Annotated in this window: 13 protein-coding genes; 5 read left to right on the top strand and 8 right to left on the bottom strand. The window is 48.8% G+C overall.

Going from position 1 to position 13,795, the window contains the following annotated elements; translation table 11 throughout:
- The first annotated feature begins 26 nt into the window (after nt 1–26).
- Nucleotides 27–512 (top strand): hypothetical protein, encoded by a 486-nt coding sequence (locus tag QFZ51_RS23965; RefSeq protein ID WP_429049734.1) that lies wholly within the window; start codon nt 27–29, stop codon nt 510–512.
- Here QFZ51_RS23965 and QFZ51_RS23960 read toward each other — a convergent pair.
- Complete coding sequence (locus QFZ51_RS23960) at nt 480–890, bottom strand: helix-turn-helix domain-containing protein (RefSeq protein ID WP_370907509.1); 411 nt, start codon at nt 888–890, stop codon at nt 480–482. The two genes, QFZ51_RS23965 and QFZ51_RS23960, sit on opposite strands and share 33 nt — an antisense overlap.
- A gap of 123 nt (nt 891–1,013) precedes the next feature.
- On the opposite strand from QFZ51_RS23960, the gene QFZ51_RS23955 reads away from it, so the two are divergent.
- Entirely contained in the window at nt 1,014–1,880 is an 867-nt protein-coding gene (locus QFZ51_RS23955; protein ID WP_429049732.1) for a DUF4349 domain-containing protein, read from the top strand.
- Here the strand turns inward: QFZ51_RS23955 and QFZ51_RS23950 are convergent.
- The 4 genes from QFZ51_RS23950 to QFZ51_RS23935 all read right to left on the bottom strand — a co-directional run bounded on the left by QFZ51_RS23950 (nt 1,877) and on the right by QFZ51_RS23935 (nt 4,738).
- Nucleotides 1,877–2,566, bottom strand: coding sequence for an alpha/beta fold hydrolase (locus tag QFZ51_RS23950; protein WP_429049730.1), 690 nt, complete (start codon nt 2,564–2,566; stop codon nt 1,877–1,879). The two genes, QFZ51_RS23955 and QFZ51_RS23950, sit on opposite strands and share 4 nt — an antisense overlap.
- Nucleotides 2,567–2,627: 61 nt before the next feature.
- Complete coding sequence (locus QFZ51_RS23945; RefSeq protein ID WP_429049728.1) at nt 2,628–3,236, bottom strand: Crp/Fnr family transcriptional regulator; 609 nt, start codon at nt 3,234–3,236, stop codon at nt 2,628–2,630.
- 107 nt (nt 3,237–3,343) lie between these two features.
- Nucleotides 3,344–3,805 (bottom strand): PA2169 family four-helix-bundle protein, encoded by a 462-nt coding sequence (locus QFZ51_RS23940; RefSeq protein WP_429049725.1) that lies wholly within the window; start codon nt 3,803–3,805, stop codon nt 3,344–3,346.
- A 132-nt stretch (nt 3,806–3,937) separates the two neighbouring features.
- A complete protein-coding gene (locus QFZ51_RS23935) occupies nt 3,938–4,738 on the bottom strand; it encodes an MBL fold metallo-hydrolase (RefSeq protein WP_429049722.1) in 801 nt (266 codons plus the stop codon).
- 102 nt (nt 4,739–4,840) lie between these two features.
- Here QFZ51_RS23935 and lgt point away from each other — a divergent pair, with 102 nt between their 5' ends.
- The 3 genes from lgt to QFZ51_RS23920 are packed head-to-tail and all read left to right on the top strand — an operon-like array spanning nt 4,841 to nt 7,525.
- Nucleotides 4,841–5,671, top strand: a complete 831-nt coding sequence (gene lgt / locus QFZ51_RS23930; protein ID WP_429049719.1) for a prolipoprotein diacylglyceryl transferase — start codon at nt 4,841–4,843, stop codon at nt 5,669–5,671.
- Nucleotides 5,664–6,605, top strand: coding sequence for a CobW family GTP-binding protein (locus QFZ51_RS23925; protein WP_429049717.1), 942 nt, complete (start codon nt 5,664–5,666; stop codon nt 6,603–6,605). Before lgt ends, QFZ51_RS23925 begins: the two co-directional genes overlap by 8 nt.
- A gap of 47 nt (nt 6,606–6,652) precedes the next feature.
- Nucleotides 6,653–7,525 (top strand): DUF4846 domain-containing protein, encoded by an 873-nt coding sequence (locus tag QFZ51_RS23920; RefSeq protein ID WP_429049714.1) that lies wholly within the window; start codon nt 6,653–6,655, stop codon nt 7,523–7,525.
- A gap of 54 nt (nt 7,526–7,579) precedes the next feature.
- Here QFZ51_RS23920 and QFZ51_RS23915 read toward each other — a convergent pair whose 3' ends face one another.
- The 3 genes from QFZ51_RS23915 to QFZ51_RS23905 are packed head-to-tail and all read right to left on the bottom strand — an operon-like array spanning nt 7,580 to nt 13,773.
- Nucleotides 7,580–8,473 carry a metallophosphoesterase family protein gene (locus QFZ51_RS23915; RefSeq protein ID WP_429049712.1) on the bottom strand — a complete coding sequence of 298 codons (894 nt, stop codon included), beginning with the start codon at nt 8,471–8,473 and terminating at the stop codon, nt 7,580–7,582.
- An 8-nt stretch (nt 8,474–8,481) separates the two neighbouring features.
- The gene (locus tag QFZ51_RS23910; protein ID WP_429049709.1) at nt 8,482–10,278 is read right to left on the bottom strand and encodes a RagB/SusD family nutrient uptake outer membrane protein; all 1,797 of its coding nucleotides are present in this window, start codon (nt 10,276–10,278) and stop codon (nt 8,482–8,484) included.
- 24 nt (nt 10,279–10,302) lie between these two features.
- Complete coding sequence (locus QFZ51_RS23905; protein ID WP_429049706.1) at nt 10,303–13,773, bottom strand: TonB-dependent receptor; 3,471 nt, start codon at nt 13,771–13,773, stop codon at nt 10,303–10,305.
- Nucleotides 13,774–13,795 lie beyond the last annotated feature (22 nt).

Here is a 13,795-nt window from a genome sequence, read left to right as displayed (position 1 = left end):
GTTATTCCAGATGAAAAACTGATATTATGAGATTTAACTGTTTCTATATCATTTTCCTCCACATAGGTATTCTTTTTTCCGGTATCAGCTCCATAGCCCAAACCCCTTCTTTCAACGACACTTATCAGCAGCTAAGCCGGTTTATGGATTCAGCCCTCGTGCCCATGAAGGGCGGTGCTACCAGCCTCGCTTTTTCACTGAAAGCAGAGGTGGATCATGGTGTGATCACTAAGCTGGATTGCTCCACCAATGTAGCCGGCAACCTGAAGCCCCGCCTTTTCAGGCTGGAAGAACTGGATATTAAATGGAATAAATTTACCGGGAAAAGCGGTAAGTATCATGTGATCATCCCGGTGTATTTTATAGTAGAGCACAACACCGGTAAAATACAACTCAACTCCAAAACAGAGTTCACCAACGGATTTTATTTTGATGACGGCGACCTGTTCGATAACAAGCCCCTGAATAATTATTACTTCTTAAAGCCCATTTACCTGCAACGCTACCTCTGAGGCAGCCGCATGCTGCAGCCGGTATTGGGACGGCGTAACGCCTTCAAACCGTTTGAAAAATTTAGTAAAATTGGAGTTGTCGAATGTTAGCTTGGTGGCAATTTCCGTCACCGTGAGCGATGGATTCTGTAACATCTTCCTGGCTTCTTCCATTAATCTCATTTCAAAAAAGTAGCACGGTGCATGACCGGTGTGTAACTTAATAGTATTGCTGAGATGCACCGGGTGAATATACAACTGGCGCGCAAAATCCTTGATATGATACATCTGGTCTATGCGGCCATCCATCACCTGGTCGATGTGTTCATTCACCGCAGCAATAAAGTCAGCAGTAATTGCTGCTTTCCTGGTCTGATATTTCTGAGGAAGTACGGGCATGGTATTTTATATCTTACCTAAAGATACTAAATCAGGTTATCATGTAACCCGTCACAACCACTTTAACATTTCTGAAAGGTTACCTTTTCTGCGTCTGTTGTATAAAGGTTAAATTCTCCTGTTATGCGCCTTTCACTCTATTACCTGGGTATACCCCTGCTGGCTCTGTGTGCCTGCCAGGGAGGTATGAACAAAGAAATGAGAGACTATGCAGCTACTGCTGATTCTACGTCTTTCTCCAACGACATCACAAAATTGAATTCCGCTTCCCGCAAAAGAGTAAAGTCCGCCGATGTGCGGTGCCGCGTCAGTGACGTGTTCCAGGCTACCTCCCGTATGGAGCAACTGGTAACGCGCCTGGGCGGAATTGTAGTGGAAAGCAACCTGCAGAATGAATCCGTACAACATTTCAGCGTGCCTTATTCCACCGACTCGGTGAAGAGTGTTCAGCTGTACACGCCCACTGCCAACCTCACACTGAAGGTACCAGTGGAACACCTCGACTCAGTAGTGTATTCACTCACTGCCACCGCAGGGTTTATTGATCACCGTGTGGTGAAAGACCAGGATATGACCCTGAAGTACCTGGCCAATGCGTTGAAGAATGAGCGCCAGGAAACACAGGAAGCGCAGCTTAGTAAGGTTACACCTGCAAAGAAAGGAACCACGCTGGATGTGGTGGAGTACAAAGACCAGAAAGCCGCTGCTGCCATCGACCGGCAGATGGATAACCTCGTAATCCTCGATGATGTGGCTTATTCTACTTTCACGGTGCAATTGTTCCAGCCACAGGTAACCGATGAGCAAGTGGTCATCAATCCGGACCGTGTAACCCGCGCCGGCTTTGGCACAGAGCTGTTGGTGGCCCTGCGCAATGGCGCTGAAATTTTCCGCAACATCCTGCTTTTCTTTATACAGTTATGGCCTTTCCTGCTGGCAGGTGCATTGGGCTGGCTGGCCTACCGCAAATTATTATTACGTAAGCATTAACCTGCAGTAAGGAACGTTCCCAGTATTTTATTGAACTCCGCCGGCCGCTCCATCATGGGCGCATGACCACACCTGTCTATCATCACCAGGGTGGCATGCGGCAGGTAACGCCTGAATTCCAGGGCTACTTCCGGCGGAGTAATTTTATCTTCCGTTCCCCAGATCAATAATGTTTGCACAGGAATTTCCGGTAGTATCGCCGCTACATAATTACGGTTGGCAGATTTCGCCATCCTTACAATGCAGATGCATTTCTGTGCATCAGTAGTAGTTTGAAATACTTCTGCCACCAATGCATTGGTAGCAACTGCAGGATCGTAAAAAGTGTAGGCCACCCGTTCTTTTATATATGCATAATTGCCCCGCTTAGGATAACTACCCATGCTGGTATTTTCATACAAACCGGAGCTGCCCGTGAGGATTAACCTGGCTACCCGTTCAGGAAAGCGGTGTGTGTACAGGATGGCTACATGCCCTCCTAATGAATTGCCCACCAGGATCACGTTTTGGAGCCCGGCCTCCCGGATGTATTGATCAAGAAAATCGACGAGGTATCCCAGCTGGTCGCCGGTATGCGCACTGTAAATCGGAAGAGGTGGGATGTGTATATCGTAATGCGGCTGAAAATGTGTAACAACGCCTTCCCAGTTACTAAGTCCGCCGAAAAGTCCGTGCAATAAGATCATGCTTTGTTTCATATCTTTTTTGATACAAAACTATTACGGGAAAAATTGGGCGGCCGTGATCTCAGTCACAAAAGTTACGGGTCCGGTCCAGGAGGAACAACCGTGCCCTGCTCAGCGCTTCCCGGCTGATATACAGGTACCGTGCAATATTGGTGAGTGATACTTTTTGTATGATGGCGGGGCGCCGTTCCAGCAGGAACCGGTAACGCTGCAGCGGACTTTTTAAAGAAAGGATGTACTGGTGTTCGGACTGCTGTTCCAGCAGTTCCTGGTACAGCTGCAGGTTTACATGCAGCAGGTTCATGTGCAGGTCGTACAGGGGCTGCAGCTTTTTGATATTTATTCTCAATATTACGGCGTCTTCCACGGCAATAATGCTGATAGCGGATGGCGCTTTTCTATTATAGCTTTCACAGTTGGCGAGAAAATCATCTGCAAAGCCGAATTTTACGATCTTCTCATTTCCTTCTTCATCCAGGATAGCGAATTTGAACATGCCGGATATAACAAAGGCGGAGTAGCGGGCTACTTTGCCGTATCTCAGGAAGGCGTCTCCTTTTTTTATGTGCTTTACGGAGGCAATGTTATCCAGCAACTGCCACTCTGCCTGGGTTACTACCGGGTATTTTTTCATGAGCCGGTCATACCAGGCGGGCAATACATGATCCATAGCGGCATTGTTTGCCTGCAAGATAATGATTCACCGTTATTTTTCTTTCCCAAAAAAAAGCAGCAGGGATACGTCCCCTGCTGCAGGTTGATGATATACTAGTTGTCTTACTTAGCCTGGTCCCGTAATGCTTTTATCTGGTCGTGCGAGCGTCTCAGCTCTGCTTTTTGTTGTGTCAGGAGTTCCTTGATGTAAGCGGGCAGCGTTTCATGTTCTATCGCATCTTTATAGGCCCGTTGTGCAGCGTCTTCCCCGGCTTCGCAGTTGGAGAGCACTGTTTTACGGTCATGGCCGGTGAATACTGCTTTTACATCCATCCAGGCACGATAAAGTTTGCCGCTGGCTGTGGTACCGGAGTCCATTGTTCCGCCGTTGGCCTGTACTTCATTACCGAGTGCATTTCTGAGCTGGTGACTTTCCGCAATCATATCGGTAAAAAGAGGTCTCAGATCAGCATTACCTTCTTCCAGTTCCTTCAGCGCTTTTTCATAACCTGCAATGCGATCGTTGTTGATGGCAATCAGGTCGTTCAATACCTCGTTAGTGGCAGTTGGTGTGATAGTTTCCATGGTAATTTTTTTTAGATGTACCAGGTATCCACCATAAAGCATACCAGTACCGGCAGGCAGTGGAATGATGCTACTGGCAAGGGAGAAGCGGTAAAGTGCTTTTAAAAGGTAAAAAAAAAAGTGTAGAAGCGTTTAATCATTCTGTGGCAGAACTTCGCAGATATTGCGGACAGAAATGTGGTACACGGCCGTTTCCTCAAAACGGGAGGCTACCACGATCTGCGTGCCGTTAGCGTGCTGGTCAAAAAGTTCCTGTACCAGCGCGGGGCTGTTATTATCCCTGGAAAGATGGGCCAGCAGGAGATGACTCATAAAAGGTGGCCGGTAGGTAGTAAATATTTCCAGGGCCTGTTTATTGGATAAATGTCCTTTCCCGCCCCGGATACGCTTTTTCAGGTAATAAGGATATCTGCCTTTGTCCAGCATATCTTCGTCGTAGTTCGCCTCCAGGAACGCTGCATGGCATTGTTGAAAATGACGGATCACGTGCTCGCAGGGAGCGCCGATATCGGTAAAGATCCCGATGGTCACCGCGTTGCCGGCTACAATAAAACTATGGGGCTCGGAAGCGTCGTGGTGTTTGGGAAAAGCGGTCACCGACAGGGTACCAATCTGTACCGGTTCATAGGGGTTAAACGACATCACCAGCTGTTCTTCCAGGGTGAGGCCGCCATGTATCATTGTCATGTTGGTAATATATACCGGCAGGCGGTATTTTTTTGCCAGCACAGTTACGCCCCGGATATGGTCGATGTGTTCGTGTGAAATAAATATCGCTTTTACCTTGCTCATGGTAAGTCCCAGGCGGGCCATCCGTTTTTCGGTTTCCCTGCACGAAATCCCTGCGTCTACCAGCACGGCTTCACTGTCGTTCCCGATGTAATAACAGTTTCCGTTGCTTCCCGAATTCAATGATGTAATAAATAGCGACATGTGGGCAAAGGTAAAATTTCAAGTCGAGATTTGCTGAGATGGGTATTTTAATATGCAACGTTGTTGCAGATTATTTTATTTGTTATATTTGTTTTATTATGTTTGCAGGACATAACGAACCTGATCCTGATGCTCTTTTTACGCTGGGGTGTTTCCCCTGAAATTTTCCGTATCGGCGGTTTTGCGCTGCGGTATTACAGTTTGGGCTTTATGCTGGCTTTTGTGGCCTCGTATATGATATTGCTGTATGTATTCCGGCGGGAACGGCAGTCGCCCGAAATGCTAAACCGGCTGCTGGTATATATCATCACCGGTACGTTGGTGGGGGCGCGCCTCGGCCATTGTTTGTTCTACGACTGGGCATACTACCGGGAACATCTTTGGGAGATCATCCTGCCATTTACCTTTTCGGGTGGTCAGTTTACTTTTACGGGCTACCAGGGACTGGCCAGTCACGGCGCGGCCATCGGGATTGTATTGGCTTCCGTACTTTTCAGTTACCGTTTCCGGGTGCCGCTTATGTGGCTGCTGGATCACCTGGCGCTGGTAGTGCCGCTGGCAGGTGCGTTTATCAGGACCGGCAATTTCTTTAATTCCGAAATTATCGGTACGCCAGCTACGCTGCCCTGGGCCGTGGTATTTACCAGGGTTGATGATATACCGCGTCATCCGGCCCAGCTGTACGAGGCGCTGGCATATCTCCTCATCTTTGGATGGCTGTGGTTTTTGTACCGGAATCGCCCGGAGCCTGGTAAACTGTTTGGCTGGCTGCTGACGGGTGTATTCAGCGCCCGCTTCCTGATCGAATTTGTGAAAGAAAACCAGGTGGCTTTTGAAGCTGGCCGCCTGCTGGATATGGGACAGTTATTAAGCCTCCCATTGATTGTGTTGGGTATTTATTTTTTAATTTTTTATAAGCAGAGATATGGATAGGGATGAGCGTATCAAGGTGTATATATTGACCGGGTTCCTCGGAGCGGGCAAAACCACTGTGCTGAATAGTTTGTTGCGGCAGTTCATCGGGTATAATAATATTGTGATTGAAAATGAGTTTGGAAAGGTGAATATAGATGCCGGCCTGATCACCGAAAAAATAGACCAGCTGTATGAACTCACCAGCGGCTGCATTTGCTGCTCATTGGATAACGATCTGCTGGAGGTGTTGGGAAACATCCTGCAAAAAGAAGAGCGGCCGGATCATGTATTTATTGAAACCACCGGTATTGCCGATGCAGGCAACATCATTGGTATGTTCCACATGCCCGACGTGCAGCGGCATTACGCGCTTACGAGCACCGTTTGTGTAGTGGATGCGGAAAATATTTTTGAAAGATTGCAACAGGTGCCGGAAGCCGGTAAACAACTTTCCTGTGCAGACGTAATCATCATCAATAAAATAAAGCAGCTGGCGCTACCGCAACTGATTTATCTTTCCCAACAGCTGGAGCAAATGAACCCGCTGGCGTTTATCACCACTTCAGAAGATGGGTCTGTTGCCCTGAAGGAATTGCAATTCCCGGAGAAGCCGGTAGGCGCCGCTGTTTCGGCTGTTGCGCCGGTGAAGCATCCGCATAAAGTGAACACGGTATTGTTTGAATCGCCGGAAGCCTTTGATCTGAACATGCTGGTATTTGTACTGGATTTTCATTTCAATGCTTACCCGGACCAGCTATACCGTATCAAAGGGTATATCCGGGTAAAGGACACGCCTGAAAAAATGCTGGTACAATCTACCGGGAAGTACCTGCACATACAACCGGCAGGAGAGTGGGGTACTGCCACTCCATCTTCCACACTGGTATTTATCGGGAAAGAATTAAAAACACCTACTATCCACCGGATACTCACACCGGCGCTGAGAAAATAATTTTATGGAAAAATCCGGTACCGGCATCTTTCCTGAAATTCATTGTTATGATCAGCGCCCGGAGTTTTACCACATTACTGATAGTCATCCTTACTTTACCCGCCACTTTCGTATATGCCTGGCCGTTGGCAAGCGCATCGTCCGTACCAGCGGCAACTATCCCTAATCTGCTGTTTTCAAATGGAGCAATGCCTCCTGCGTCTGTAGGCGGTCTGCCGCTTCCGGCGGGATTTACACGCGTGCCGCAACCGGCCGGCAGTTTTGGCGCCTGGCTGCGGTCCATGCCCCTGAAGCAGGATAACAAAGTATATCTTTATAACGGGCATTTAAAGGGTAATCAACAGGCACAATATGCCGTACTGGATATTTCTACCGGCAACAAAGACCTGCAGCAATGCGCGGATGCCGTGATCCGCCTGTATGCAGAATACCTGTATCAAACCAAACAGTTGGGAAAGATTGCTTTTCATGCCACCGATGGCACGCTGATGGATTACAACAGCTGGATGCAAGGCGACCGGTTTATGTTAAAACAAAACCGCCTGGTGAAAGTAAGAAAGGCCGCGGCATGCAGCGGGCCGGCCTGTTTCAGCAATTACCTCGAAACCGTATTCTCCTGGGCAGGCACCTTATCGCTCAGCAAGGAGCTACTACCGGTAAAGGATACACGTAAAATACTGCCGGGAAATGTGTTTATTAAAGGTGGTTCCCCTGGTCATGCAGTGATTGTAATGGATGTGGCGGAGAATGCTGCCGGTGAAAGAATTTTCCTGCTGGCGCAAAGTTACATGCCTGCGCAGAACATCCATGTACTGAAAAATCCGGGTGGTGCCACGCCCTGGTACCCGGCCGGATTTACAGGAAAACTGCTGACACCGGAATGGGTGTTCGATGCCGGGGAGCTGGCGCAGTTCCGCTAAAAAAATATGCCTGTTTACAATCTTTGTAAACAGGCATACACTTATTTAACCTGGTCAGGCATGTGGGAAATATTCATTTTCCACTTCACCATCTGCATATAATTTCAGGATAGCGTAACCGGGAGGCGTTTCAAAGTAATAACCTTCGCCGGCAGATTCCTTATCGCCTTTTTCCCACCAAAACCCGCTCATGGCGCCATTGCAGCAATAGCGTACGCCATTGTACACTGCGTTGTCGGAAAGATGATTATGCCCGCTGAGGCATACCTTTACTTTATCGCGGTGTTTGAAAAAGAGCGCTTTCAACCGCTGATGATCGGAGTGGCCGCCACCTACCAGGATGGGGGTAATTCCAAGGATCGGGTAGTGCGACATCAGCAGCGTAGGCGTTCCGGCAGGCAGCTTTTGCAGGTCCTGCTCCAGCCACTGGTACTGTTCTTCGTCCAGTGATATTTTTTCATTGTTGCCATCCAGGATAATGAAGTGCCATCCTTTGCGGGTGAAGCTGTAGTAGCGGTGCGGAATGTTGAGCCGCTTTACTACATAGTTTTTGCCATACATGCTGTCGTCTTTGGAGGGCGCCTTCCACCAGGTATCATGATTGCCGATACAGCTGTAGAGATCATATGATTTCAGAGTGCTGATGCATTCATCCCAGATCTGCCAGAGTTGTGTAACCCTTTCCCTTTTTACGGTATCGTAGGAGGCGTCGAAGATAGAGTCGCCGCCATTGAGAAAGAAGTCCACCTTTTTGGTTTTTATTTCCTCCAGGCATTTTTTAAATCTTGCGGGTGCGTTGAGGTCTTCACGTATATGCACATCCGTTATATGCGCCACGGTGAGTACCGGTGTACGTTTGCCGCTTGCAGCCGCCTTTACCGCGGCCGGTCCCAGCAGCGTGCCGGCTGCCAGGAGCCCGGTGTGTTTGAGGATATCTCTTCTGTTCATATTCATGTTTATTGCCAGTCGAAAATCTGTTTCAGTGCAGGATTCAGCGCTACCTGCGTATAGGGTACCGGGCGGTAGTAATACTTGGGCTCCGTGAACTTGCGCAGGTTGGTTTCCGTTACCAGGGTGCCGCCTGCAACGCCATTTTTCAGGTATACGGTTACGTTTTCCCCGATGCTGCCGGCTTTATAGTAAACCAGCGTGATACCGAGGGAATTCTTTTCTTTTTTATCTTCTGCAGGAATATCTGTGCCTTTATCTATCAGGATAATATCTTCCACGCCATCGCCGGTAAGATCAAATTTACCTAAGCCGGGGAAGTACATGCCTTCCGGGATTTTCTCCAGCAGTTTACCGGCATGCCATCTCATAAGGTCGTCATAGCGGTAACCTTCCATGGCGAACTCGATTCTTTTTTCGCGGCGTATTTCCAGCAGCACACCTTTCATGGCGCCGGTTACATCCGGGTATTTTGCGGCCTGTACGGGATCGGGGGCCGCATTGCTGGTGGCCAGGTTCAGTGCAGGCATACCGGCGCGTGCGCGCAGCAGGTTTACCGACTGATCGAGGTCGGTTTGTGTGAGCGTATTCAGTTCCGCTTTGGCTTCTGCAAGGGTAAGCAGGGCTTCGGCGTAGCGGTACACGGGAAAGTCCACGCTATTGGCAATCACATTGTCGTTGCTGTTAATATATCCCTTCAGCTGGTGGTAGCCGGTGAAGTTTTTATTCAGCCGCTGAATATACGGCCTGGTATCGCTGACGCGGGCGAAGCCCGGTCCTGCAAGGGTTTGGCGCATACGCGGGTCCCGGTTCTGGAATTCGGCTACAAAGGTTAGCTTATCATAACCAGGGATATCGGTGAAGCGTTTACCATCTTTCATCAGGTAGGTTTGTACCAGGTCGCGGGAAACGGATTGTTCATAATCCCCGAAAACGTTCCCGTTGATATTGCCGCCACGTCCTTTGTTCAAATCGTAAATATTGGTGAGGATTACTTCCTTGTTAAGCAGGAGATCCTGGCTGGAAAACAGGGCGGCATAATCCTGGTCGGGTTTACCGGTGTTGTAAATGGTAAAGTTGCCGGAGTTGATAATATCCTGTGCCTGTACCCGTGCGCTGTCGAGGAAACGTGCGGCGGTGCCTGCGAGGTTCAGTTCCGGGTGATATTTACGGTAGGTACCTTCAAACAGGGCAATACGGGCGTAGAGCATTTTAGCTGCCCACAGTCCGGGTGTGCCGGCAGGTACGCTGGCCCGGATGTGTGTAGTGGCAAACACCAGGTCGGCCATCATACTGTCTACCACCATGGTGCGGGGATCGCGGGCTTTGAGCAGGTCAGCATCGCCGGGATTCAATGTCCTGCCATACCAGGGAACATCAGAATAGCGGGCGATTTTATTAAAGTAAAACCGGGCGCGGTAATACCTGGCCAGCCCGGCATAATGATCTTTGATGTCCTGGGTAACAGCGGCCTTGTTGTAATTGTCGAGGAAGTAATTCACGTCACGGAGCCTGTTCCACTCCCAGCCGCTGGTAATGGTTTGAGAGCTGGGTGAACCGATCATGATATTTTTTATTTCCACAGCAGCAGTAGTAGCGGCGTTGTCGCTGTTCTGATCCCCGAGGTATTCATCGGTGCCTGCCTGGTTAAGAAGTCCGTTCACATAGAGGGAAAGGTCTTCCTCGGTTTTAAAGAACAGTTCAGGAGAAATAGCATCCTGTGGATATCGATCGAGGAAATCCTTTTTGCAGGAAGCGCTGATCACCATTACCCCGATAATTATGTAGCTCGTAAATTTTTTCATGTTGCAATGTTTAACGTTCCGGTTTTACAGGTCAAGATTTAATCCTACTGCATATTTGCGCTGGTAAGGATATGCCCATCCATAGCCATCAATAATGGATTCCGGATCCAGGTATTTTTTGATGGAGGAGAATTCAAAGATGTTTTCACCCGTTACGTAGATGCGTAAACGATTGATGTGATAACGCCTGGTGAGTGATGCAGGCAGGGTGTAACCCAGGGTGACATTCTTGATACGCAGGTATGCTGCATTCAGCATGTATTTGGATTGCGGAATATCCAGCCCTTTTTTATCATTGTTATCTGCGAGCCACGATTGTAACACCGGGAAGTACGAATTGGTATTGGCATCTGCCAATCCTGCTTTGATATAGGATTCGCTATGCTGTGCGCGGGTAGCTTCGTTGTCGGCGGTAGCCCGGTAATAGTCGAGGTTCCAGGGGTAAATGCTGGCGTATGGCTGTTGGTACGGGCCCCAGAATAAATAGTGATGCGGGTAGTAGTCCATTTTCCCGATGCCCTGGAGGAAAACCGAAAGATCGATGCCATTCCAGTTCATGTCGAGGTTTACGCCAAAGCGGTAATGCGGGCTGGTATTACCGATCACTTTCAGGTCTTTGGGATCTTTGACAGAAATACCCTGTTCAATTTTGCCGTTACCGTCCAGGTCTTTGTACTTAGGCCATCCTTCTACGATTTCGAGGGCGCCCCAGGGGATGATGGCAGATTGATCCAGTTTATTGATCTCATCTTTATTTTTAAAATAGCCATCGTTGGTAAGTCCCCATATTTCGCCGTAGGTTTGACCTTCCCAATACCTGGAGCCAAACAGTTGCTGGTCGTTCTTAAAACGGGTGATTTTTGTTTTATCATCTGATAAAATAACTTTTATTCCGAAGCCCAATGGTTTGGAAGCCACGTTAAAGTCGTTGCGGTAGCCGAGGCTCAGTTCCCATCCGCGGGTGGACAGATCGGCCACGTTTTGGTTTGGAGCGCGGGTACCCAGTACGGCGGGTAATTCCTGCCCTGCGGCCAACATGCCGGTGGTGTTACGGATAAAGTAGTCGAAGCTGGCCTGGAATTTATTCTGCACAAAGCCCATGTCGGTACCCACGTTGGTGGTGGTTACTTTTTCCCAGGTGTAGTTGGCCGGATCTACCTGCAGTGATGGTGCGCCGGTAACCACAGTTTGACCAGCATTGCCGCCGATCAGGTAGTCTGATTTTTTGGTGCCCAGGGTTTGGAGATAGCCAAAATAAGCTACGCTCTGATTACCCAAACTTCCGTAGGATCCCCTGAATTTGAGGGTGGAAATTACCGGCAGCGTATTCCGCATAAAGCTCTCTTCGCTGGCGATCCAGGCCGCAGATACAGAAGGGAACATTCCCCAGCGGTTGCTGGAAGGGAAGCGGGAAGACCCATCGTACCGGCCATTTGCTTCTATGATGTAGCGGTCTTTAAAAGTGTAATTAATTCTCCCGAAAAAACTACGGATAGCATACGAATAATATTCCGTACCCACCGCCGGATCACCACTGGTAAGCGCGATGTAGGGGAGGGAAGAAGAGATCAGGTTTTGCTTGGATGCATTGATCAGCTGCCACTCATAACTTTCCTGGTTGTAACCGGCCAGTAAAGTGATGTTGTGTACTTTGCCGAGGGTTTTGTGGTAATTGGCAAAGAGGTCTATTACATCATGACTGATAGTTCCGTTATTCTCCGTCACCGCGCCGTTACCACCTTCCTGGCGGACATCGTCTGGTCCGTAGCCGATCTTATATTTTTTCTGGTCGATGTGGTATTTCCAGAGTTCTCTTTTGATGCTGGCATCGCCGGTGATGGTGAGTTCATTGTTAAGGAAAGAAGCTACGCCGCGGATGATATCCTGGAAACCAAAACGGGTTTGGGTGTTGCGCCCTCCGTCTACCAGTTTGGCAGCTAAATTTCCTGCGGCGGTGTTGGCCCAGGTGCCGTCCGGATTTACGGCTACCTGGGTGGGTTGCAGGTAGTATACGTCCGTAATGTTATAGGCTGGCGCGTCGGCTTTTGTCTGGTAGATGTTCATATTATTATCTACCTGTAACCATTTGATAGGTTTGAGGCTGATCTTTCCACGTAATCCGTAACGTCCCCAGTCGTCTTTTGCCAGTTTATTCAACCCGTTTTCTTTGGTATAGTCGGCAGAGAGCAGGTAGCTGATGGGTAATTTCTTCGCTGTTTCTGCGCTTCCGCTGAGGGAAATAGCGTGATACTGGGAAAAATTATTTTTACTGAAGAAGTAATCATTCCAGTTGTTGCTGCCCATGTACGCCCATTTGGTAGGATCGCTCGGATCAACGCGGGTATCAGGCAGGGAAGGGTTTTCGGATCTTTCTTTTGCCCATTTATAATACTCGTCGGAATAGTTTACATAGTCCCACGGCGTATTATCGGTAGCTGTTTCCAATACGCGTGAGTAAATATAGGGATCGGTGATAGCGTCCGGCATAATGGTGCGGCGCGACATGGCGAAGTAGTTACTATAGCTGACGGTTTGTTTGCCGCCGGTGGTACCTTGTTTGGTGGTGATGAGAATAACGCCGTAGGCCGCGCGTGCACCGTAAATGGCGGCAGAAGCGGCATCGCGTAAAACGGAGATGGACGCGATATCTGCGGGGTTGATGCGTAACAGGTCGTCCATTACTGCGGCAATACCATCGATAACGATAAGCGGAGCAATATTACCGTTAGAAGAAGCGATACTGGCCACACCCCTGATGTTGATGGTAGGCGTTTGTCCGGGCCGGCCGCCAGGGTAGCTGATATTCAGCCCGGGACTGAGGCCCTGCAAGCCCTGCATCACATTGGCAATAGGACGGGCAGCCAGTTGTTTACCGGAGATCTGGTCGATGGCGCCGGTTACGTTCAGCTTTTTCTGCGTACCATAACCTACCACAATCACTTCTTCCATAGAATTTTTTGAAGGTTCCATGGTGATGGTAAGGGTTTCGCGGCCGCTGAGTGACACTTCCTGCTGATCAAAGCCTACGTAGGTAAGCACGAGGATGGCATTTTCAGGTACCTTTAATTCAAAGTCGCCTTTTACATCCGTAACAGTGCCTATGGACGTGTTTTTAAGCCTTACGCTTACGCCTGGCAATACCTCGCCGGTAGGATTCACTACGTGTCCTTTTACCAGGTTGTCTTTACTCACCACCGCCTCCGGGGCAATCACGATCAGTTTGTCGGACATTTTCCGGAAGTGAAGGGAGGTATTGTTGAGGATTTCGTTCAATACTTTGTCGATAGACCAATCTTTTGCATCGATGGATATTTTATGGTTTAACGGAAGATTATCATCGTTATAAACAAACCTGTAATGGCTGTTCTTCTCCAGCAGGGTGAGGGCTTTATCCAACTGCACCTGCGTGAGCTTCACTGTTATGGTGGATTGAGAATGTACCTTTGCGCTTACGTGTAAACAGGCAACGGTGACAAGCAGCATAGAAAGCTTCATAAAAATTAACAGTTTATACAAC

The organism is Chitinophaga sp. W3I9, from assembly GCF_050434025.1.
Lineage (GTDB): Bacteria > Bacteroidota > Bacteroidia > Chitinophagales > Chitinophagaceae > Chitinophaga.
Note: the sequence above shows the minus strand (reverse complement) of the source record. Positions and strands in the feature narration are given on the sequence as shown.

Coding starts and splice junctions, on each gene's coding strand:
- QFZ51_RS23950 (WP_429049730.1), bottom strand. CDS start 2,566: ATGATCTTATTGCACGGACTTTTCGGCGGACTTAGTAACTGGGAAGGC.
- QFZ51_RS23960 (WP_370907509.1), bottom strand. CDS start 890: ATGCCCGTACTTCCTCAGAAATATCAGACCAGGAAAGCAGCAATTACT.
- QFZ51_RS23910 (WP_429049709.1), bottom strand. CDS start 10,278: ATGAAAAAATTTACGAGCTACATAATTATCGGGGTAATGGTGATCAGC.
- QFZ51_RS23925 (WP_429049717.1), top strand. CDS start 5,664: ATGGATAGGGATGAGCGTATCAAGGTGTATATATTGACCGGGTTCCTC.
- QFZ51_RS23915 (WP_429049712.1), bottom strand. CDS start 8,473: ATGAACAGAAGAGATATCCTCAAACACACCGGGCTCCTGGCAGCCGGC.
- QFZ51_RS23940 (WP_429049725.1), bottom strand. CDS start 3,805: ATGGAAACTATCACACCAACTGCCACTAACGAGGTATTGAACGACCTG.
- QFZ51_RS23905 (WP_429049706.1), bottom strand. CDS start 13,773: ATGAAGCTTTCTATGCTGCTTGTCACCGTTGCCTGTTTACACGTAAGC.
- QFZ51_RS23920 (WP_429049714.1), top strand. CDS start 6,653: ATGATCAGCGCCCGGAGTTTTACCACATTACTGATAGTCATCCTTACT.
- QFZ51_RS23965 (WP_429049734.1), top strand. CDS start 27: ATGAGATTTAACTGTTTCTATATCATTTTCCTCCACATAGGTATTCTT.
- QFZ51_RS23935 (WP_429049722.1), bottom strand. CDS start 4,738: ATGTCGCTATTTATTACATCATTGAATTCGGGAAGCAACGGAAACTGT.
- QFZ51_RS23955 (WP_429049732.1), top strand. CDS start 1,014: ATGCGCCTTTCACTCTATTACCTGGGTATACCCCTGCTGGCTCTGTGT.
- QFZ51_RS23945 (WP_429049728.1), bottom strand. CDS start 3,236: ATGGATCATGTATTGCCCGCCTGGTATGACCGGCTCATGAAAAAATAC.